We start from the raw sequence: 19,536 nt of genomic DNA on the forward strand, positions 1-19,536 counted from the left end.
GATCCATGACATCAAATGAATGATGAAACAATAGCATACATACCGGTAACCGATTGTAAATTTGGAGAGGGCTGACACGAGTATTACTGATGTAGATATCAGTAGTGCTTTGTGTCAGCCTTTTTATATGGTGGTAGTTATTGTGAAAATCGACACAACTGACCGTGAGGAAACAAAGTTAAGTGAAGTGAGTAGACTCGAGCGTTTTTATATTTTTATTATTAAGTATAAATTCCTATTATATTTTCCGATATAAGGTATATTATGTTGAGCGAAAGGGATCTAAATATGGCAAAACGTAGAAGGAAGAAACAGGAGTTGGACCCAGTACAAGCATTTGTGCTGCTTCTTATGCTGGGTGCAGGTTTTGGTGCGTACAAGCTTGCAAATTCTTTTATTTTTGCGGGTGTGGCATTTGGTGCGGTTATGTTGTTGTATGCAAATGTAGTGATATCAATTGCTCGCAAACGTAATGAACGCCTTAAGCGTTCCGGTATCGCAGAAATAGATAAGATGGAGGGCCGACAGTTCGAGAAGTATCTTGGACATCTTTTAGAGGCTCATGGCTACAAGGTAACGGTGACGCAGCTGCAGTCACATTAGCAAAGTCAAATGCCGTTCGGCTTATTGATCGAGCAGAGCTCATTGAAATGATTTTGAAGATCAATACCGATAAATCAATTCCAACACCACAAACCAATACAGAACAAAACAATACAGAGAAAATAATTACCAATCAAATAAGAAATGAAGTAGCATGTGCAAAATGTGGCCAGCCATTAGTTCGTCGTAAAAGTGCGCGTGGGGAGTTTTTGGGTTGTTCAAGCTTTCCCAAATGTCGTCATACCGAGGCAGTCTGAGGAGGAAGACCGATAGCTGGAAAAAATCCTCTGACTAAATTAAAAAGCTGCATCCAACCCGTTTCTAGTGCGGGCAAGGATGCAGCTTTATTCTTGTATGAAGGGTATGAAATTTCTAGGATTAATGAAAATCACGGAACAAGCCGATGACTTTGCCTAAAATCGTAACGTTCTTCAGGCGGATAGGTTCCATGGTTACATTTTCCGGTTGGAGACGGATATGATCCTTCTCGCGGTAAAAGGTTTTGACTGTTGCTTCATCGTGCTCAGTCATGGCGACCACAATATCACCGTTAGTAGCGGTCTGCTGCTGGCGTACAATAACGTAGTCGCCGTTATGTATGCCGGCTTCAATCATGCTCTCGCCAATGACATTAAGAATGAATACATCATCATCTCCTACGTAATGGGAAGAGATGGGAAAATATTCTTCAATATTCTCAGTAGCGGTAATCGGTACACCTGCAGTAACTTTACCGACGATTGGTACATGGGTAACAGCAGGACGGATAATCCCGTCGACATCTTCCTGATCCAAAATCTCGATAGCGCGAGGTTTAGTCGGATCGCGGCGGATAAGCCCTTTCTTCTCCAGACGGTCCAGATGACCGTGTACAGTAGAGCTTGAAGCAAGTCCAACTGCTTCTCCAATTTCACGTACGGAAGGCGGATAACCCTTCTCGCGAACTTCGTTCTTTATAAATTCCAGAATCGACTGCTGGCGATTGGAAGCTTTGGACAACACGATCACTCCAGTTCACGCACTCCATGATGAGTGCGACATGAATTTTGATTGAAACTTTGATCCATGCACTTCATCTGAAGTGCAATATGAGTATTTATTTCTCAAATTATAACATGGAACCGCCGTTCGTACAAACATAAGTTCCTAAAAACAAAAGTTCGCATTGTCTGTTGACCACAAACAAATGTTCGTGTTAATATCGAAACAGAACAAACGTTTGGGAGTGAGGGCAATGATCATTTATCCAGAATCCTATCAATCTATTTTCTCAGAGAAAGCGCCTGTTAAGGCGGCAAAGATGAAATGGCAAATCAGCATGGCTGGATTTAGCAACTATGCTTTGAAGTTGGCGGTGTGTCTGACTCTGTTTATCGTATTGTTTTCTGGTTTTTTATTGGTGCGCACAGAAGCTTCAGTGAATCATGTTGCGCCAGCGTCTGCTGGAGAACAGACGGTAGTGGTTGCGCAAGGCGATACATTATGGGAGCTTGCACGTAAATACTCGGACAGTTCTGATGATATACGCTGGTCCGTTTATCAAATACGGGAACGCAACCAGCTGTCGTCGCCAGATATATGGCCTGGGCAGAAGCTGGTCATTCCTTCTCCATAGCTTCATTAAGAAGCATGCCTCTATACTATACGCAAGCTGTTTGCATGACGGAAATCATGTAGCTGTTCTTCGTAACTTTTGAAGCGTGAATACTCGACCTAAATACAGAATAGATCGGAACAATGATAGCATTATCGTTGTACGATCTATTCTGTATTTAATTATAGCCCCATTTTCTTGAAATATAGGAAAGGATATGATTTTCTCATCCATTCTCTATATTTCTCGGACTGAAACGCGCTGCGCCGCCAAAGGACGGCGACAGCCGTTTCACCTTGACAACAGCGTATTGGTAATGTCAAAGTAGAAAGAGTTTGGGAAAAGTACAGCAAGTGAGGTGAGCAATCAATGGAAGAGCTTATTGCCAGAATTAATGAATTATCCCGTAAAAATAAAACAGTCGGTTTGACGCCCGAGGAACTGACGGAACGGGCTGAGCTGCGCAGTAAATATATGGAGCAGTTTAAAAGCAATTTTCGCCAACAGCTTGATACGATTAAATTCGTAGAAGATGAAGAGAGTGAAGCGGGAGACGAGAAGCCACAGCATTAATTATTTTAATGGGAGAGGCGGTCATCATTTTATGAAATACCAACTGCTTGGACGTAGTGGACTAGCTGTTTCTGAACTTTGTCTTGGAACGATGACATTTGGCAATACAACGAATGAGCAGGATTCGCTTGAGATGATCAATCGTTTTGTGGAGCGCGGCGGCAATTTTCTCGATACGGCGAACGTTTATGTAAGCGGACGCTCTGAAGAGATCGTCGGAAAAGCGATTAAAGGCCGTCGTTCTGAGATGGTCGTTGCTACAAAGGTTAGAATGACAACATCTCCTGATATTAATGGAGTAGGGCTGTCCCGCAAGCATATTATGGACGGCGTGGAAGCGAGCCTCAAGCGACTGCAAACCGATTACATTGACTTGTATCAGGTTCATGTATGGGATCATGCTACGCCGATTGAAGAGACGCTGCGGACGCTCGATGATCTTGTCACATCAGGCAAGGTGCGTTACATCGGCTGTTCTAACTTTTTTGCATGGCAGCTTATGAAATCTTTGGCATGGAGCGATGCTAATAGGTATGTACGCTTTGTTTCGCTGCAGCCTCAATATAGCCTCGTTAGTCGCCAGATGGATCGCGAAATGATGTCGCTTTGCCTAGAAGAAAACGTTGGCGTTATTCCATGGGCTCCGCTTGGTGGCGGTTTTCTGACCGGCAGGTATGATCGCACAGAGCCGACAGAGGGCAGATTGACAAGCAAAGTAGGCGAAAGTGCTTGGGCAAACCGGGCAAATGAGCAAAACTTTGCTGTTTTGGATGCTGTATTAGCAGCTGCCAAGGAACTTGATAAAACACCTGCTCAAGTTTCACTGAATTGGCTGCTGCAAAGGGAGGGCATTACGTCCCCAATCTTTGGTGCTAGTACGCTTGCGCAATATGAGGATAATATGGGAGCTGTCGGCTGGACGATGCCTGAAGAAATATGGAACCGTCTGGATGAGGTCAGCGCGCTTGCCGAAGACTATCCGAATCGTTTTATTGCAAAATTCAAACGTCCGTTTTAACGAATTACTGTGAAACCTGGAGATATACGGTGTCAGCCTGCATCACTTGTCTGACTTGATTTATTAAGCGTGATTTTGTGCTGCAGCCATAATAAGGAGGAACGAATTTGTCACGTACATGGGAGCGCAAGGTGCGCCGAAATACGAACCAAATTAACAAAAATCGCAAAAAACAAGGCGGCCCAAGCTTTAAACCAGCTGGCCCCCAATCAGATCGTTTTGTTGGCCGCAGCTATATTGCGCCGATTTTACTCCTGCTGTTTATTGCCATGTACGTTATACTTGCCCAAATGGACCCGCAATTTAAATTCGATACCTTGCTAGGTGTGACAATTGGCTGCTATGTATTTCTGGCAATTGTATTTTTCCTGCGGCGCCCGTATATTACAATCGGTAAAAACTATGTTCAAACACGCAAGATGACTGGCGACAAGCGTCTAGGTGCAGAAGCGATCAAGACGATTCGCGTACAGCCTGGCTATGTGACGATTGAACCGCAAAAAGGATCGACGTGGGCTTTTTCGCGAGTATTTCATCGTTATCCAACGGATGAAATCAGCGCAAGATTAGAGCAATTTGCCAAAGATAACGGCATAACATACGAACAAAAATAAAACGACCAGGAGCGTCAGTGAACAATGGCAAAGCTAGCGGTATTATTTGATTTGGATGACACACTGCTATGGGATGACCGTAGTGTAAAAGAAGCATTTGATGCGACCTGTCAAGCAGGTGCGGAAGCAGCGGGCGTAGATGCGGTAGAGCTGGAGGAAGCTGTTCGCAAGGAAGCTCGCAGCTTATATGAATCGTATGAAACGTTCCCTTTCACGAAAATGATCGGAATTAATCCTTTTGAAGGCCTATGGGCTAACTTCCGTGAGGGAGAACAGGAGGAGTTCAGAAAGCTGGAGCAGCTTGCACCCGCTTATCGTCGTGAAGCATGGACGAAAGGGCTAAAAGCGCTGGGCGTAGACAATCCAGAGCTTGGCGCCATACTGGCCGAGCAGTTTCCGGCAGAGCGCAGAGCGCGCCCGATTGTATATGATGAAACGTTTCGATTGCTAGATGCGCTAAAAGGCAAGTATAAGCTGCTGCTGCTAACGAACGGCTCACCGGATTTGCAGCAGGAGAAGCTTACAGGCGTTCCACAGCTTGCGCCTTATTTTGACCACATCATTATTTCGGGCGCTTTCGGTGAAGGCAAGCCGGCCGCTTCGATTTTCCGCCATGCGCTGGAGCGCCTTGGTATTGAACCGGAGCAGGGTATAATGGTTGGGGACAAACTGACTACGGATATTTTAGGTGCAAATGCCATTGGTATGGATTCGGTATGGATTAATCGCCATGGCGCTGTTCGGTCGGATGAAATTGTGCCTACATATGAAATTAAGCATTTAGAGGAATTGCTGCCGCTGCTGGGATAGTCGCGCATACTCGCGCCATTACTGCTGCAAAAGCATAAGAAGAAGCCCCTTGGTCCATTGGACATGGCTCAAGGGGCTTCTCTGTATAATGACGCAATTCAATGAAGGAACGATCAAGCTTTAGTGAAAGCAGGGTCTTCGAACGGGTGGGCAATCCAGCCCTCCGTTTCAATAAACAGGCGAACAGCAACGATTTGACGGTTATCCATCAATGTGAAGAAGTGAGGAATTGTTTCTGGAACCGAAATAACGTCTCCCGCTTCCAGCTCAACGTCGAAATAACCGACTTCTTCGCTGCCTTTAATAATAAAGATTCCGCGTCCAGCTGTAATCGCCCGCACTTCATCTTCTGTGTGCGTATGCACTTGCTCAAAACGTTTTAAAATATCATCAAGACCTGGGGTAGCATCTGAAAGGGCAACGATATCCCATGTTTTGTAACCGCGACGCTGGGCAAGCTCGCGAATTTCTACATCGTAAGTAGCGAGAATTTCCGCTTTCTCTTCATCGGATAATACAAATTTATCTTGCAGATGGCCTGGCAACTTGCTAGCATCCCAGTGTTCATAAAGCACTTCTTGGCTTTCTAAAAACGCGCGAACGTTCTGCTCGCCAGATATTCTTTCCTCAGTATTGCGAATTCTAATCTCAGCCATCACAATTCCCTCTTTTCCTATTGAAATTAAATGTTATATTAAATATATAATGATTATAATGCAAAAACAAGCGATTGTCGATTGCAATTGCTTTTCACATTGCGTCGATTCTGTTAAACTGAACTTTAGTGATTTTCACAGGAAGGGTGCACATAATTGTCGAAACCAACCATACAAGAAATGATGCAAAAGCGGATATTGATTTTGGACGGCGCAATGGGAACGATGATTCAGCAAGCCGATCTTACCGAGGATGATTTTGGCGGTGAGGATATGGACGGCTGTAATGAAATACTCGTGTTGACGCGTCCTGATGTCATCCGTACTATACATGAACAATATTTAGAGGCAGGCACGGACATTTTGGAAACGAATACGTTCGGAGCAACTAGCGTCGTGCTGGCTGAATACGATATACCGGAAAAGGCGCGCGAAATCAACCTGGCTGCGGCGAAAATTGCCCGTGAAGCGGCGGATAAATATTCGACGCCTGAGCATCCGCGTTATGTGGCAGGAGCGCTTGGTCCGACGACGAAGACGCTTTCTGTAACAGGCGGGGTTACTTTTGAAGAGCTTGTGGACAGCTACTACGAGCAGGTCATTGCGCTCATGGAAGCAGATGTAGATGCGCTGCTTCTTGAAACCTCCCAGGATACACTTAATGTAAAAGCGGGGAGCATCGGCATTCGCAATGCGTTTGAGACGATGGGTCGTGAGCTTCCGATCATGATTTCGGGAACGATTGAGCCTATGGGAACGACGCTTGCGGGCCAAAGCATTGAATCGTTTTATATTTCGCTGGAGCATTTGAAGCCAATATCTATGGGGCTAAACTGTGCGACAGGTCCTGAGTTTATGCGTGACCATATTCGTACGCTTAGTGAAATTGCCAATTCGGCAGTAAGCTGTTATCCGAACGCGGGCTTACCGGATGAGAACGGTAATTATCATGAGTCGCCAGAATCGCTAGCGAAAAAAATGTCTGCTTTTGCCGAGCAGGGCTGGCTTAACATTGCTGGCGGCTGCTGCGGTACGACGCCGGACCATATCCGCGCTCTTGTCGAGACGATGGCGAAATATCCGCCGCGTACCAAATATGGCGAGCATCCTGCAGCAGTATCCGGCATTGATACCGTCTATATTGAGCCGGAAAACCGCCCAATTATGATAGGGGAGCGCACGAACATTTCCGGCTCGCGGAAGTTCAAGCGTCTGATCAAAGAAGAGAAGTTTGACGAAGCTTCGGAAATTGCCAGAGCGCAAGTAAAAGGCGGAGCCCATGTCATTGACATTAACTTGCAGGATACGGATATTGATGAAGCGTACGCCGTTCATCATTTTTTGCCGCAAGTTGTCAAGAAAATTAAAGTGCCGCTCATGCTTGATTCGACGTACGATCATATTATTGAGCTGGGCCTTAAATATTCGCAAGGAAAAGCGATCATTAACTCCATTAACCTGGAGGATGGCGAAGCCAAGTTTGAAAAGATTCTTCCGCTTATCCATCAATATGGCGCAGCTGTCGTCATGATACTAATTGATGAGCGCGGTCAGGCGGTTAGCCGTGAAGCGAAGCTCGAAGTGGCAGAGCGTTCCTACCGTTTGCTTGTTGATAAGTATGGCATGAACCCGGAGGATATTATTTTTGACCCGAATATGTTCCCGGTTGGCTCTGGTGACCCGCAATATATTGGCTCCGCAGTGGAGACGATTGAGGGTATTAAACTAATCAAAGAAAAATATCCGCTTGCCAAAACGATTCTAGGCCTGAGCAACATTTCCTTCGGCTTGCCGGATGCGGGTCGCGAAGTATTGAACTCGGTTTATTTGTACCATTGTACAAAAGCGGGACTTGATTATGCGATTGTGAACACCGAGAAGCTGGAGCGTTACGCTTCGATTCCTGAAGAGGAGCGCAGACTGGCGGAGGAATTGATTTTTAATACGACAGACGAGACGCTGGCTGCTTTCGTTGCCGCCTTCCGCGAGAAGAAAGTGGTCAAGAAAGAGAAAATCTCCAACCTGACGCTGGAGGAAAGACTGGGTTCTTATGTCGTTGAAGGTACGAAGGAAGGACTAATTCCTGATCTGGATTTGGCGCTTGCCAAATATACGGCGCTGGAGGTCATCAATGGACCGCTCATGCGGGGGATGGAAGAGGTCGGCAGACTGTTTAATAATAATGAGCTCATTGTGGCGGAGGTACTGCAAAGCGCAGAGGTCATGAAAGCTTCGGTTGCTCATTTGGAGCAGTTTATGGAGAAGGATGAATCGTCCGTAAAAGGGAAAATTATATTGGCGACGGTAAAAGGCGATGTGCATGACATCGGCAAAAACCTCGTTGAAATTATTTTGTCCAACAACGGTTACAAGATTATTAATCTCGGCATTAAAGTACCGCCTGAGAAGCTTATAGAAGCTTACCGCAATGAGAAGGCGGATGCGATTGGCCTGTCGGGCTTGCTTGTCAAATCGGCGCAGCAGATGGTCATTACAGCGCAGGATATGCGCAGCGCAGGCATTGACGCGCCAATTCTGGTCGGTGGTGCGGCGTTGACCCGGAAATTTACAAAGACACGGATTGGTCCCGAGTATGACGGCTTGGTGCTGTATGCGAAGGATGCAATGGACGGGCTTGATATTGCCAATAAGCTGATGGATAAAGACCACCGTCAACGGATGGAAGATGAGATGGCGGAATACAAAGCATCGGGCGGCGAAGAAGAGGTTCAAAGCAAAGAGCTGCCTAAGCTTACCCGAATCGAGCGTTCAAAAATTTCAGTAGACGCGCCGGTGTACATTCCGCCTGATTTGGATCGCCACATTTTGCGCGATGTTCCGCTGCCGCATATTATTCCTTATATCAATATGCAGATGCTGCTCGGTCATCATCTAGGACTGAAGGGCAACGTGGAAAACCTGCTGAAGGAAAAGAACGAGAAGGCGGTTCATCTCAAAGAAACGGTTGACGGCATTTTGCATGAAGGAACGACGAACGGGATTTTGAAGGCTAACGGCATGTACCGCTTCTTCCCGGCGCAGTCCTCAGGCAACGATATTATTATTTACGACGCTAACGATCAGACGAAGGAAATCAAACGTTTCACCTTCCCGCGCCAGCAGGTAGAGCCATTCCTTTGTTTGGCGGATTTCCTGAAGCCTGTAGATAGCGGCATTATGGATTATGTCGGTTTCCTTGTAGTAACGGCAGGCGAAGGCATTCGCGATTTGGCGGGGCAATGGAAGGATCAAGGCGATTACTTGCGTTCGCACGCGCTGCAATCGGTGGCGCTTGAAGTGGCGGAAGGACTCGCTGAGCGCGTCCACCATATGATGCGGGATATTTGGGGCTACCCGGATCCGCATACGATGACGATGAAGCAGCGCCACGGCGCACGTTATCAAGGGATTCGCGTATCGTTTGGCTATCCAGCCTGTCCGGATCTGGAAGATCAAGGGCCATTATTTGAGCTGATGAAGCCGGAGGATATTGGCGTTGAGTTGACGGAAGGTTTCATGATGGAGCCGGAAGCATCGGTATCTGCAATGGTGTTTTCCCATCCGGAAGCGCAATATTTTAACGTTGAGAAGGTTGAACGTTAGGTGCATAAATAGCATCATGAATAGCAGGGAGAGCCTCCGCAAAATCGTTTTTAGCGATTGGCGGAGGCTTTATCCTATTTTTGAACAGGAGGCGGTAGGGGCATGGAAATTTGGTTTCTTGGAACAGGTGCGGGACGGCCGTCGAAAGAACGCAATGTAACGTCGATTGCGCTGCGGCTGCCAGAGCCGGATGGCGGGCTTTGGATGTTCGATGCAGGCGAAGGCACTCAGCATCAAATGATGCGATCCCCGCTGAAAATGGGCAAGCTGAATGCACTATTCATTACGCATCTGCATGGTGATCATACCTTTGGGATTCCAGGTCTGCTTAGCACAAGATCTTATTCCGGCGGCAAAGGTCCGCTCCATTTGTTTGGTCCTGTAGGCATTGAAGAGATGGTGCGAACCGCGCTGCGGCTGAGCGGAACCCATATTGACTATGAGCTGATCATAACCGAGATCCAAGGGGATGGCGTTATTCATGAGGATGAGCGATTCGTTGTGGAAGCTTGGTCATTGGATCATCGCCTGCCCTGTTATGGCTACCGCTTGCTGGAGCGAGATTGTCCGGGCAAGCTTAATACAGAGCGTTTGAAAGCGCTGAGTGTTCCGTCAGGGCCGCTATATGGCAAGCTCAAGCAGGGCGAGGATGTGCAGCTGGCAGATGGCACGACGGTGCGTGCTGCTGAAGTAGCTGGAGCTCCATTAAAAGGAAGAATCATTGCAATTGCTGGCGATACCAGCCCATGTGCCAACATGGCCCGGCTTGCTGAAAATGCAGATTTGCTCGTTCACGAAGCGACGTTTGCTGCAGGACAGGAAGAGAAAGCGCATGAATATGGGCATTCGACGACGATTGAAGCAGCGCAGGCCGCTAAAGATGCAGGTGTGCAGCAGCTGATTATGACGCATTTCAGCTCGCGTTTTCTACTTGAGGATATGCCGATGCTGAAAGAAGAGGCCCAGCGTATTTTTCCGCAATCCGAAGCGGCCTATGATCTGTTCCATGCCAAAATAGCAAGGCGCAGCGACTGCTAGCCTTAGGGGACTTCCGTCCAGTCTGCTACACCCTAAGTCCCTCTTACGAAATCAACATATGCTGAAAATAATGCGTTGACATTCCCCCCGTATGATGGCTGTGAACAGCAGTATACACATCGGGAGGCTGATACGTGATGGATACAGCAAGCCATTTATTGTTCGGCGCAACACTTGGGGGACTCGCGATGCTCGACCCTGCGCTCGCTGCGCAGCCAGCCGCGATGCTTGCCGTATGGACAGCAACGCTGCTCGGCAGTCATGCGCCGGATTTTGATACGGTGATGCGCTTTAAAGGGCAAGCGGCCTATGTGCGCCATCATCGCGGCATTACGCATTCACTGCCTGCGCCAGCCATTTGGTCGCTGCTGGGCTTGCCGATTGCGTGGCTTTATGGTGTGCCAGAGCTTGCCTGGCAGGTTGTAGGCTGGATGTTCGTTGCGGTCTGCTTTCATGTATTGCTGGACCTGCTCAATTCCTTTGGCGTGCAATGCGCCAGACCTGTAACGCAGAAATGGCTGCATTTAGATACGTTATGCTTATTTGATCCGTATTTGTTTGTTTTGCATGTATCTGGCTGTATCCTTTGGGCGTTAGACCTAGCCGAGCCAGGCCCGATGTTTGCTATCATTTACGCTATGACGGCTCTCTATATCGGATGGAGGCTGCGAGTAAGCCGTAAGGTGAAACGGCTGCTGCGAGAAAGCTTCGGCCTCCGTACGGGCATAACGCTCGTACCGTCACTGCTAGGCTACAGCTGGCAGTTTACAGCAGACTGCGGCGACCATTATGCAGCGGGCACGGTTGCCGGAGGTTTGGTTAAGATAGAGACGACAGTGAGCAAGCTGGATGACGCGGAATTGGTTCCAGTTGTGCGTGCGGCGATGAACGAGGAAGGCGTGAAAGCTCTATTGTCATTTTCCGAGCGGGTTCATGTGAATGTGCAGGAAAAGCTCGATGGTTACGAAGTGACCTGGAGCGATGTGCGTTTTTGGAATAAGCAGCAAATGCCGTTTGGGGTAGCTGTGACGCTCGATGCGGATATGAAGGTGCTGAATCACCGACTAGGTTGGAATAAAAAAACGTGGGAGCCTCCCCACGTTTAGTGAAATATTTTGAGAAAAAGCACGTATAGCGCTCCTCCAAGGGCGCTATATTTTTTTGTCAACAAATACAGTCGAGATGACCGATAGGATGGAGACGAGCACAATCAACGTCAGAAAGCTGATCAGCTGCACCATGCCTGGCAGGAACACCGTCACTATAATGAGAAAGCCGCCCCAGAAAAATATTTTGGCCGAAAGCTGATGTGTTTTGCGCCATACATGCTCGTTATTCAGCGTTATCGGTGTTTTGATGCCGATAAAGCGATTGGGCTTCATACGTGGCAAATAGTTCCCGATCGTAATGAACAAAATGCCGATAAACGGGATGACGACCATCTGAATATCAAGCTCGACGCTATAGCCATATGCGATGATAAAGCCTTGAATGGCGGCTAGGCCAAGCATCAGCACTTGATTGATAATATCGGTGCTTTTAATCGTGCTGGAGCTTGCAGCCATTTTGGGATCGATTTTCGGCAAATATTTAAACATCAGAGTAAGCAGCACCATCAAAGCCGGGATGAAAAATAAAGCAAACATTTTGCCGGCATAACGGTCAGGCTCGCCAAACGCATTCCAATGTACGGGCATAGTGGCAGGCAGAGAAGAGTAGAAGATTAACCCGGCAATAAATGATAGTGCGATAATGAGCCAAGTCCAAAAATTCTTTTTCATCATTCATCGTTCCTTTCCAAGTCAGGTCATAAATCGGTTGATGTTCATTGAAACGAAGCAATCCATTTGAGTAAATCCTGAAAGACGGTCGTATTCAGCGAGTAGTAAATATGCTGCCCTTTGCGCTCGTCCGATACTAGCTCAGCCTGCTTCAGCAAGCTTAAATGATGGGAAATGCTCGGCTTGGTCATGTGAAAATGGTCAGCAATTTCCCCCGCTGTCAAGTCCTGTTCTCTTAACAAATCAAGTATGGTGCGTCTTGTAGGATCGGATAACGCTTTAAACGCCTGGTTAATCGACAATGAGGGATGACCTCCTTTCGATATTTAGATAATTATCTAACAATCTAATATAATCACATTGTAATGGCTACGCCTTAAGCTGTCAATAAACGGATACCCAAAAAATAAAATTGCAGGCCGAACATGTATTCTTGTAAAATGAAAGAAACGAGTGTACTAGAAAAGTCAGGATACAAGGAGAGAAACAGTCATGAACCGCTGGACGGGAAAGACCTCGGGACTCGAGGAGTGGCTGGAGCTGCTGAAGCACGATCAGGACATAACGGACAATATTACCCACTGGCGGACCATTCCGCCTCGCGAGGCCTGTACCGCAGCATTGCCTGCGGATCTGCATCCTAAGCTTGCGGAAGCGCTGCGCTCAAAGGGAATTAATGAACTATATACGCATCAGGAAACGGCCTATCGGTTCGTTCGAGAAGGCCATAGCGTTGTAGCGGTCACCCCGACTGCCTCTGGCAAAACCTTATGCTACAACCTGCCGGTGCTCCAGTCTTTATTAGAGGATGAGGAAGGCCGGGCTCTGTATTTGTTTCCAACGAAGGCGCTGGCGCAGGATCAGGTGGCTGAGCTTCAGACGCTTGCCGACCTGATGGACGTCGACCTCAAGACGAATACATACGACGGGGATACCCCTCCGACTGTGAGGCAAGTGATCCGCAATGCTGGACATATCGTCGTAACGAATCCGGACATGCTGCATTCGGCGATTTTGCCGCATCATACGAAATGGGTTAAGCTGTTTGAAAATATTAAATATATCGTGATCGATGAGCTTCACGCTTACAGAGGCGTGTTCGGTAGTCACGTTGCCAATGTTATCCGCAGGCTCAAAAGAATTTGCCGGTTTTATGGGTCTAATCCGCAATTTATTTGTGCATCAGCGACCATTGATAATCCTGCCGAGCATGCAGCAAAGCTAATAGGCGAGCCTGTGCGGCTCGTCGATAATAATGGCGCGCCAACGGGCGAAAAGCATTTTATTTTTTATAATCCGCCTGTTGTGAACAGGCAGCTCGGCATTCGCCGCAGCAGCGTGCTGGAGACGAGGAAGCTGGCAGGCTTGCTGCTGCGGCAAGGCGTTCAGACGATTGTGTTCGCCCGCAGCCGGGTGCGCGTGGAGCTGCTGCTGACCTATTTGCAGGATATCATTAAGGACAAGCTCGATGCGAAGACGATTCGCGGCTACCGCGGCGGGTATTTGCCCAAGCTGCGGCGGGAAATTGAGCGCGGCCTGCGCAGCGGCGAAATTCGCGGCGTCGTCAGCACAAATGCGCTGGAGCTCGGCATTGACATTGGCCAGCTTCAAGCTTGCGTGCTGAACGGTTATCCGGGCACAGTAGCCAGCACCTGGCAGCAATCGGGTCGTGCGGGGCGCCGGCAGGGCAGCGCGGTTACTTTTTTAGTGGCAAGCAGCAATCCTTTGGATCAATATATGATTCAGAATCCTGACTTTTTCTTCAATCGCCCGCCAGAGCGCGCGCTTATCCATCCTGATAATTTGCTCGTGCTCATTGATCATGTGAAATGTGCGGCATACGAGCTTCCTTTTGAAGAGGGCGAGAAGTTTGGCGAGGAATCGCTTGCGGATATGATGGAGTTTTTAACGGAGGAAAAGGTGCTTCACCGTGCGGGCAGCCGCTGGTATTGGATGGAGCAATCGTTTCCCGCCCATAACATTTCGCTGCGTTCTGCAGCGCAGGAAAACTTCGTCATCATTGATATGACGGAGGGCAGCCGTGTACTCGGCGAAGTTGATCGCTTCAGTGCCCCAACGCTTATTCACGAAGAAGCGATATATATCCACGAGGGCGTGCAGTATCAGGTCGAGAAGCTGGATTATGCTGAGAAGAAAGCTTATGTGCGCAAAGTCGATGTCGATTATTACACCGATGCGAATCTCGCAGTGGAGCTGAAGGTGCTTTATGTAGACAAGGAGCGCGAATCGGGCGAGCTGACGAGGCAGTATGGAGAGCTGGCGCTGAATGCCAAGGCGACGATTTTCAAAAAAATTCGGCTGCGCAGCCATGAAAATATTGGCTCTGGCCCGATTCATTTGCCGGAGGAGGAGCTGCATACGAGCGGCTATTGGTTCTCGTTCAGCGAAGAGGCTGCTGCGCGCAAAAGCAAAAATGAGATGCAATACGCACTGCTGGGCATTGCGAATGTATTGGTTCATATTGCACCGCTCTATCTGATGTGCGATCCCTATGATATTCGCGTCGTGCCGCAGGTGAAGGCTGTGCATACACAGAAGCCGACGATTTATTTTTATGACCGGTACCCGGGCGGCATTGGACTGAGCGAAAGACTGTTTGAGGTGCATGATGAACTGATCCGTCAGGCAAAGTCGCTTATTCGCGGCTGTACTTGCTTGAGCGGATGCCCAGCCTGTGTGGGGCCGATTGAAGAGGTCGGACTGCTCGGCAAGGAGCAGGCGCTTAAGCTTCTGGAGGAAGCGGAGGGAAATACATGAGCAGTTTGCGAGAGCGAATGAATCGTCTGCGCAGCAGCGCAGCTGGATCAGCAAGCAGCACAGGCGAAGCGATAGAAAGTGCAGGGCAGCAGACTTCTAAAGTGCCTGATTTAGAAGTCTCTCTAGAAGCCTCTTTAGAAGGTAATAAAGAAGTCACAGAGACAGAAGCAGAAGTAGAATTAGAAACAGAAGCGGGCGCGGAGCAGCTTCCAGATAGCTGGCTCGCCATGGGCGTCAAGCTGCAAACGAATGAGGTAGGAACTTTTTTGCTGCGTGAAGTGAAATATCCTGCGGCCCATCAGCATGGCATTCATCGGCTTTCGGAACTTCAGGAAGCCAGCAAAGGGCTATCCGCTTTTCACGGGGAGCAAATTGGCGCAGAGCATTTGCTCATTCTGGATTTGGAGACGACCGGCCTTGGAGTCGGGACAGGAAATGTGCCGTTTATGGTGGGCATTGCCTATTGGCAAGGGCAGCAGTTTATTGTAGAGCAGGCGCTAATTCGCCATCCGGCAGAGGAACGGTCGATGCTGGCCTATTTGAAGGAAAAGCTGACGGCTTATGCGTATCTGGTAACGTATAATGGACGAACGTTTGATTGGCCCGTTATGCTGAACCGATTTATATTGAATGGCTTCGGCAGCAAAGTGTGGGCGCCGCTGCATCTGGATTTTCTGCATCCTGCACGCAGCGTTTGGCGCAATACGCTTGCTTCATGCAGGCTAAGCCATGTGGAGGAAGAGCGGCTTGGCATTGAGCGTGTGGATGATGTCCCGGGCTCGCTTGCCCCGCAGCTGTATTTTCAATATTTAGCTGATCAAAATCCGGAGCCGCTGGAAGGCGTATTCCGCCATAATGAAATCGACATGCTTTCTCTTGCGAGCTTAGCGATCCGATTTGGGCATTTGTTAAATGGCGAAGCGGGCTGCGGCCCGCTGCCGATGCCGGAAGAGCCGGAGGAAATCGTGCGAACAGGGCTGTGGCTGGAGAAGATGGGACAGGCGGAGAAGGCGGAACGATTATTTGCGGTGGCAGAACAGCTTCCGGGTATGACGCTTAATGCATTGCTGCTGCTCGCGGCACGTGACAAGAAGGCTGGAAATTGGCGGCGAGCTGTGTTATTGTGGCAGAAGGCTGTAATGTTGCCTCACAAATTTGGGGCAAGCGATGACAGCGCCTTTATCGAGCTCGCTATGTATTACGAACATAAGCTGAAAGATTATGATTCGGCTTTATTATATGCGGACGAAGCGCTGCAGATGGCGCTTAGCCATCCGCTTCGGGGGCGTCAAACTGCCAAGCAGCGGGCGGAGCTTGCAGAGCTTCGCAAGCGGTCATTGCGCTTGCAGGGCAAGATAGGAAGGAAGCTGGGGAATCATGGGACATAATTTGCCTGAAATGCGGGGCCTGCTCATCGATCTCGATGGCACGCTTTATCATGGAACTAGAAGAATTGAAGGTGCAGATGCTTTGCTGCGCAAGCTTAAGGAGCTAAATCTTCCTTATCGGTTCGTTACCAACAACTCTTCGGCTACGCCGGGGGATGTAGCGGAGCGATTGAACAGGATGGATATTCCGGCGGAGGAGCAGGATGTGTGCACATCAGCGCAGGCTGCTGCTGAATATGTGGCTTCTGTAAAGCCGGGGGCTTCTGTTTTTGTTATTGGAGAGGCTGGCTTGCGCGCAGCTATTGAAGAAGCCGGCTTGCGGCTAACGGAAGAACAGCCGGATTTTGTTATTCAAGGTATCGACCGTGAGCTTAGCTATTCGAGGCTTTCGCTTGCGGTTCGCTATATTCATGGCGGAGCTCCGTTTATTTTAACGAACCCTGATTTGCTGCTTCCATCGGAAGGCGGTTTAATGCCGGGGGCTGGTTCAATTGGAGCGATGCTGCAAGCAGCAGGGGGCAAGGAGCCGATTGTCATTGGCAAGCCTTCATCGATTTTGATGGATTATTCCTTAAAGCAGCTCGGCCTTCCGGCTTCGGACACATGGGTAATCGGTGACAATCTGGCTACGGATATTGCAGCTGGCCGCGCTTCGGGCTGTGGGACGCTGCTCGTTTTGACAGGACTTACAACGGAGCAAAATTATAAGCACTATTCGGAACGCGCAGGCTGCGAACCGGATAAAATATGTAGAAATTTAGATGAGCTGATCTCTTATATTACGGAAACTGCAAACAGCTGACATAGGGATAGCGTACAGACAGGAAGGAAGCGAACAGCAATGCCGGAATTGCCGGAAATCGAAAATTATCGCGTATTATTAACAGAACGGCTCGCAGGAGACCGAATTACAGGCACACAAGTGCTGCAAGAGAAGTTTCTAAATGTTTCCGCTGAGCAGTTTGACGAAGCGCTAACGAATAGAACGATCTGGTTTGTGGAGCGTCGTGGCAAGCATTTGCTTCTGCATCTAGACAATGGCAAACGTTTGCTTGCGCAGCTTCATGCGGGTGCGTCCCTGTTTTATGGGCAAGGCGAGGAACGCCCGCAGAGCGAGGCGCAGATCGTCATTCATTTGGAAAAGGGCAGCCTTTATGTTGCAGGAATGCGCCAGGGCTTTGTTCATCTTTTATCGGTTAAAGAAACGCAGCAGGTGCTGGCAGAGCTAGGGCCTGATCCTTTAGATAAAAGGCTGACGCTTGAAAAGTTTGTTCAGCTGTTCCGTAAAAAACGCGGAGCTTTGAAGGCTGCTTTGGCTGATCAGCAAGTAATTAGCGGAATCGGTTCCTTTTATGCCGATGAAATTGCATTTGCTGCCGCTGTGCGTCCGGATATCAAAATTCCGCTTATTCAAGAAGACGCATGGCAGCGTCTATATGAGGCGATGCATGTGGTGCTGAAGGATGCGGCGGCTAAGGGAGGCAGCATGGAGCAGCCCCTTACGATGGACGACAAGCTGACAGGCGGCTACTATACACAGCGCCGTGTCTACGAGCGTGCAGGGGAAGCATGCGGTACTTGCGGTTCTCAGATTGAAGTCGTTGGCACTGCTGCGCGCAAGGCATTTGTCTGTCCTTCCTGCCAGCCGGAGCAAGTGGAAAGCTAAAAGTCGCGAACGGGGGAATCGTTCATGATACATCTTTTTTTAGACGATTACAGGCATTGCCCAAAGGGATTTGTACTGGCTTTGACAGCTGAGCAATGCAAGCAAATGATTGATACGGAAGAAATTGATATTTTATCGCTTGATTATGATTTAGGCTGGAACCAGGATACGGGTGCGGAGGTTGTTCGCCATATGGTGAGTACCGGACGTTATCCAAAGCAGGTTTTCCTGCACACTTCCAGCGCAGCAGGACGGGTACAAATGTATCAAATGCTGTACGCCAATGCACCGAAGGAAACGAAAGTGCATAATGGGCCGATGCCGTTCTCGCTGCTGGAGGAAATTGCTTCATTGTAAAGGTTTGTGTGATGTTAGGGAGGTGGCGTTATGAGCCGGTGGATTGGTACGGCTAATCAAGGATATGCTGCCTATGCGGTAGAAGAGCTGAGGCGTTTATTAGGACAGCTGAAAGTGACGCAGCTTGCAGCTGGAGAAGTGTTTTTGTTTGAAAGTCCGCTTTCAAGGGAAGAAACCTTGGAAGCGGTTCAGCGGCAGCTGCCGATTTTTTTAAGGCATTTGCAGCCGGTTGACCGCGTCATTGAGGCAAGCGGCGATGCGGATGATTTGGAAGAGCTGTCCAGAGTGGTGCGGAATGCACAGCTTTCTTTTGTGGACAAGCAGGTATCGATTCATTTGCGCAAGGCGAAGGTTACCGTCTATCCGTATTCTGCGGCAGATACGAAAGCGGTGCTGGATGCGGTGCTTGAGGAAATCGGAGCCGAATCTGCGAGACAATCGCCGGATATGATTATTGCGATTTATGCTGCTGCAAGCCAGCTTTATGTCGGCTGCGGCACACCAGTGGAGATGTTATCCGATTGGCCGGGCGGCGCTGTGCGTTTTCAACGGGAGGAAGGGCAAATTTCCCGGGCGAAGTTTAAGCTGCTGGAGGCGGAACGGGAGTTTGGTCTGCACTATGAAACTTTCCAGCAGGCGCTGGACATTGGTGCGGCACCGGGAGGCTGGACGTCGCTGCTGCTGGAACGAGGTCTCCGAGTGACGGCCGTCGATCCTGGCGAGCTGCATCCTTCGTTAAATGGCCATCCTGCATTAACCTACCATAAGCGTAATGCGTCGGATGTGAAGCTGCCCGCAGAAGCTTATGATTTGCTCGTCTGCGATATGAGCTGGAGCCCGATGCAAATGAGCAGGCTCGTGCTTGATCTACAGCAGTCCTTAGCGCGTGAAGCTACAGCGATTATTACCATTAAGCTCATGCACCGCAAGCCGCTGCAAACGATTCGAGATGTGTCAGAGCGGCTCAGCTCCGCTTTTACGATTGAGAGGGCCAAGCAGTTGTTCCACAATCGCGATGAAATTACATTATATTTAAAATATCGCAAGGCTTAGTTAT

At 48.9% G+C, this 19,536-nt stretch carries 20 protein-coding genes; 16 read left to right on the plus strand and 4 right to left on the minus strand.

The window, feature by feature from the left end; genetic code table 11:
- Positions 1 to 288: 288 nt before the first annotated feature.
- Both AC50Y5_RS09300 and AC50Y5_RS09305 read left to right on the plus strand, forming a co-directional pair.
- Positions 289 to 603 (plus strand): restriction endonuclease, encoded by a 315-nt coding sequence (locus AC50Y5_RS09300; RefSeq protein ID WP_494860072.1) that lies wholly within the window; start codon positions 289 to 291, stop codon positions 601 to 603.
- A 47-nt stretch (positions 604 to 650) separates the two neighbouring features.
- Complete coding sequence (locus AC50Y5_RS09305) at positions 651 to 860, plus strand: topoisomerase DNA-binding C4 zinc finger domain-containing protein (protein ID WP_494860074.1); 210 nt, start codon at positions 651 to 653, stop codon at positions 858 to 860.
- Positions 861 to 981: 121 nt separating this feature from the next.
- Here AC50Y5_RS09305 and lexA read toward each other — a convergent pair whose 3' ends face one another.
- Entirely contained in the window at positions 982 to 1,602 is a 621-nt protein-coding gene (gene lexA / locus AC50Y5_RS09310; protein WP_046232543.1) for a transcriptional repressor LexA, read from the minus strand.
- Positions 1,603 to 1,837: 235 nt separating this feature from the next.
- Here lexA and AC50Y5_RS09315 point away from each other — a divergent pair, with 235 nt between their 5' ends.
- The 5 genes from AC50Y5_RS09315 to AC50Y5_RS09335 all read left to right on the plus strand — a co-directional run bounded on the left by AC50Y5_RS09315 (position 1,838) and on the right by AC50Y5_RS09335 (position 5,212).
- Entirely contained in the window at positions 1,838 to 2,218 is a 381-nt protein-coding gene (locus AC50Y5_RS09315; RefSeq protein WP_056040776.1) for a LysM peptidoglycan-binding domain-containing protein, read from the plus strand.
- 348 nt (positions 2,219 to 2,566) lie between these two features.
- Positions 2,567 to 2,770 (plus strand): DUF896 domain-containing protein, encoded by a 204-nt coding sequence (locus AC50Y5_RS09320; protein ID WP_056040774.1) that lies wholly within the window; start codon positions 2,567 to 2,569, stop codon positions 2,768 to 2,770.
- 31 nt (positions 2,771 to 2,801) lie between these two features.
- Positions 2,802 to 3,788 (plus strand): aldo/keto reductase, encoded by a 987-nt coding sequence (locus AC50Y5_RS09325; protein ID WP_494860077.1) that lies wholly within the window; start codon positions 2,802 to 2,804, stop codon positions 3,786 to 3,788.
- A 107-nt stretch (positions 3,789 to 3,895) separates the two neighbouring features.
- Positions 3,896 to 4,402: a hypothetical protein gene (locus AC50Y5_RS09330; RefSeq protein ID WP_056040770.1), complete on the plus strand. Its 507-nt coding sequence runs from the start codon at positions 3,896 to 3,898 to the stop codon at positions 4,400 to 4,402.
- 24 nt (positions 4,403 to 4,426) lie between these two features.
- Positions 4,427 to 5,212: an HAD family hydrolase gene (locus AC50Y5_RS09335; RefSeq protein ID WP_494860079.1), complete on the plus strand. Its 786-nt coding sequence runs from the start codon at positions 4,427 to 4,429 to the stop codon at positions 5,210 to 5,212.
- Between the two features lie 113 nt (positions 5,213 to 5,325).
- Here the strand turns inward: AC50Y5_RS09335 and AC50Y5_RS09340 are convergent, their stop codons facing one another.
- Positions 5,326 to 5,868, minus strand: a complete 543-nt coding sequence (locus AC50Y5_RS09340) for a 1,2-dihydroxy-3-keto-5-methylthiopentene dioxygenase (RefSeq protein WP_056040766.1) — start codon at positions 5,866 to 5,868, stop codon at positions 5,326 to 5,328.
- Between the two features lie 180 nt (positions 5,869 to 6,048).
- Between AC50Y5_RS09340 and metH the strand changes: the two genes are divergently transcribed.
- From metH to AC50Y5_RS09355, 3 genes are all read left to right on the plus strand, one after another.
- Complete coding sequence (gene metH / locus AC50Y5_RS09345) at positions 6,049 to 9,471, plus strand: methionine synthase (protein ID WP_442952556.1); 3,423 nt, start codon at positions 6,049 to 6,051, stop codon at positions 9,469 to 9,471.
- Positions 9,472 to 9,573: 102 nt separating this feature from the next.
- Positions 9,574 to 10,509 (plus strand): ribonuclease Z, encoded by a 936-nt coding sequence (rnz, locus tag AC50Y5_RS09350; RefSeq protein WP_494860081.1) that lies wholly within the window; start codon positions 9,574 to 9,576, stop codon positions 10,507 to 10,509.
- A 137-nt stretch (positions 10,510 to 10,646) separates the two neighbouring features.
- Positions 10,647 to 11,615, plus strand: a complete 969-nt coding sequence (locus AC50Y5_RS09355) for a metal-dependent hydrolase (RefSeq protein WP_494860685.1) — start codon at positions 10,647 to 10,649, stop codon at positions 11,613 to 11,615.
- Positions 11,616 to 11,660: 45 nt separating this feature from the next.
- Here the strand turns inward: AC50Y5_RS09355 and AC50Y5_RS09360 are convergent, their stop codons facing one another.
- Entirely contained in the window at positions 11,661 to 12,293 is a 633-nt protein-coding gene (locus tag AC50Y5_RS09360; protein ID WP_494860083.1) for an SdpI family protein, read from the minus strand.
- A gap of 41 nt (positions 12,294 to 12,334) precedes the next feature.
- Positions 12,335 to 12,592 (minus strand): autorepressor SdpR family transcription factor, encoded by a 258-nt coding sequence (locus AC50Y5_RS09365; protein ID WP_056040756.1) that lies wholly within the window; start codon positions 12,590 to 12,592, stop codon positions 12,335 to 12,337.
- 190 nt (positions 12,593 to 12,782) lie between these two features.
- Between AC50Y5_RS09365 and AC50Y5_RS09370 the strand changes: the two genes are divergently transcribed.
- The 6 genes from AC50Y5_RS09370 to AC50Y5_RS09395 are packed head-to-tail and all read left to right on the plus strand — an operon-like array spanning position 12,783 to position 19,532.
- The gene (locus AC50Y5_RS09370) at positions 12,783 to 15,068 is read left to right on the plus strand and encodes a DEAD/DEAH box helicase (RefSeq protein ID WP_056040754.1); all 2,286 of its coding nucleotides are present in this window, start codon (positions 12,783 to 12,785) and stop codon (positions 15,066 to 15,068) included.
- Positions 15,065 to 16,456, plus strand: coding sequence for a ribonuclease H-like domain-containing protein (locus tag AC50Y5_RS09375; RefSeq protein WP_494860085.1), 1,392 nt, complete (start codon positions 15,065 to 15,067; stop codon positions 16,454 to 16,456). Before AC50Y5_RS09370 ends, AC50Y5_RS09375 begins: the two co-directional genes overlap by 4 nt.
- On the plus strand, positions 16,446 to 17,258 hold the full coding sequence (locus tag AC50Y5_RS09380; protein ID WP_200931671.1) for a TIGR01457 family HAD-type hydrolase: 813 nt from the start codon (positions 16,446 to 16,448) through the stop codon (positions 17,256 to 17,258). Before AC50Y5_RS09375 ends, AC50Y5_RS09380 begins: the two co-directional genes overlap by 11 nt.
- Positions 17,259 to 17,297: 39 nt before the next feature.
- Positions 17,298 to 18,122, plus strand: a complete 825-nt coding sequence (locus AC50Y5_RS09385; RefSeq protein ID WP_056040750.1) for an Fpg/Nei family DNA glycosylase — start codon at positions 17,298 to 17,300, stop codon at positions 18,120 to 18,122.
- Between the two features lie 24 nt (positions 18,123 to 18,146).
- On the plus strand, positions 18,147 to 18,479 hold the full coding sequence (locus AC50Y5_RS09390; RefSeq protein ID WP_494860088.1) for a cyclic-phosphate processing receiver domain-containing protein: 333 nt from the start codon (positions 18,147 to 18,149) through the stop codon (positions 18,477 to 18,479).
- 30 nt (positions 18,480 to 18,509) lie between these two features.
- Positions 18,510 to 19,532, plus strand: a complete 1,023-nt coding sequence (locus tag AC50Y5_RS09395) for an SAM-dependent methyltransferase (protein ID WP_056040746.1) — start codon at positions 18,510 to 18,512, stop codon at positions 19,530 to 19,532.
- Positions 19,533 to 19,536: the final 4 nt, after the last annotated feature.

The organism is Paenibacillus sp. JT22N7, from assembly GCF_059383875.1.